Annotated in this window: 1 protein-coding gene; it reads right to left on the bottom strand. The window is 60.8% G+C overall.

All coding sequences use genetic code 11. The features are described 5' to 3' along the window. A partial coding sequence (locus tag NG698_RS21510) for an Ig-like domain-containing domain (RefSeq protein ID WP_252612315.1) occupies positions 1-1274 on the bottom strand: 1274 nt, incomplete at its 3' end. Between the last annotated feature and the right edge of the window lie 788 nt (positions 1275-2062).

The following is a 2062-nucleotide window of genomic DNA, read 5'->3' as shown; positions in this document are numbered from 1 at the left end:
AGCGTGAACGTGCTCGAGGTGACCGTCGAGGCATCCATCGCCTCCGAGAACGACCCCGTCACATTCGCTGTCACCGCCACACCAGTCGCACCATCAGTCGGAGACGTACCCGTCACCGTCGGAGCCGTCGTATCACCACCACCACCACCGCTGGGGTCGTAGGAGTGCCAGTACCGGCTCGTGGCGTTCACATCGGCGAGCAACAGCAGACCGCTGTTGGCCGTGCCCCGCGCCGCGCTGTTGAGGTTCTGCTTCGTTGACGTCACGTTGTGGACATACTGGTCGGCGTCCACGATACGAGCCGTCTTCGCGGTGGTGAAGTTGATGTTGTCCAGCGGCGAGGACTTCTCGTAGATCGCACCCCCCGAGGAAGTGCAGACACCGGCGTTCGTCGTGCCACTCGGCTTCGGATAGGTAGCGAAGGTACGCAGTCTCTGCGTGCTCTCATCAATCAGGACGATCACCCGGTTCGGGCACTCCGACACAGGCGCGATCGGGTGCGCCGACCAGGTCGTGCCATTCAATGCCAACAGCTGGATCAGCGGCTGAGGCGCCGACGTGAACGACGTCTTGACGGCGGCGAAAACCCGGTCACCCGAGGAGTCCAGCCACTTCAAGTTCATATGGTCATCAGCGCTGCGCTGCCCCGACACCGCCGCCACAGGAGTGCTCCATCCGGTGTTCGGGGCTCCGCCGACACTGTCGGCACGGTAGCTCCAGTACATGCCGTCGGTGGAGCCACCGACCTGCCGGCTCCACATCAGACCCATCTTGCCGGGTCCGAACGCGATCACAGCCGACGTGTCGTCCACAGACACGTTGCTCAACGACGCAGGATGCGGGAACGGCGTGCCCCAGGTCTTGCCATCCGTGCCGGTGGCGTTCAGATAGATCCGGTTCCCCTGCTGCCACGTGGCCCACACCCGACCCGTCGAGTCCTTATCGATGGTCAGGGCCTCTACGCGGTAGTTGTTGATGTTTGTAGGACTCTGCGCCAGCAGCGAGTACGTCTTCGTACTCGAGCTATAACTGTAACGTCGCATCGTCGTTGGGAAGCCCGGCTCAGCCGGCACACCGTCGTTGACGAACCGATAGCTCGCCACATACAACGTCGTCCCGTCCCACAACACGTCATGATGAGTGTTCGCCCGCGTGTCCGTCGCCACACCCGTATCGACCCACGAGCTCGACGCGGCATTGAACCGGAAGATATGAAAATCCGAGCTGGAAGTGTCCCACAGGTTCCCCCACCAGAGCCCGTCGTTGAACCACAACCCGCTCGTCGCCCGCTTCGTACCCGTCGGCGTCCCCGTCCCCGAATGCGACGGACCCTCAACCCCAACATCACCCGGAGCAGCCGACGCCGCAACCGGCACCACCAGAACACCACCCAGCGCAAGCAGCAGCGCTGTCAGCAGTGCATGGAGCCGCAGATTCCGCGACCCGCGTAGACGAAGACCAGCCGAGCGACCACCTCCCCGCCTTACGCATAGGGTGCTAAGGACGAGTGCCTGGCTTAGCCACTTGACGGGCCTATTTATCTTCATGGCTGATCTCCTGGGTTCTTGGATGTCACGCCTGAACTCCGCATATACGTCGACAGAAACGACGGCAGAAGCCCTAGGCCACAAGCGTAGGAGCGCCCAATGAGGCGCACAATGACAGCCCTGTACCTAATAATTACTGTGTTCCCAATACCCCATACCTAAAGAATTCGCCCGTTGGTAAATCCCTGTACTTACGAACAGTCAGCGGGAGTGCTCTTAAAAGCGAGTACTGACTACTCGTGATAGCTCATGGAGCGCAACGTAGGCTCTTTGCACGGCCAGAGTCAATGGCAATGAATGAGAGCTGGGCCAGAGACCAGACCCATGACCGGATGTAGCGCTAGTGCCGCGCCCGACTTCCGAGCCGAGTGCGGAGTTGACTAAATCCGCAAGCGTCATGAAGTGGTGAGGCATTTGTCTATTTCAACCCAGCTCCCAATAACATTCCCGATGCTGGCCTTCGAAGCTCCGAGGGCGTCAGTCAGTGTCGTCATTCCCACCCTGAACGAGGCGAG

Origin of the sequence: Pseudarthrobacter raffinosi (assembly GCF_023913735.1) — a bacterium.
GTDB lineage: Bacteria > Actinomycetota > Actinomycetes > Actinomycetales > Micrococcaceae > Arthrobacter > Arthrobacter raffinosi.
This window is presented reverse-complemented; position numbering and strand designations above follow the sequence as displayed.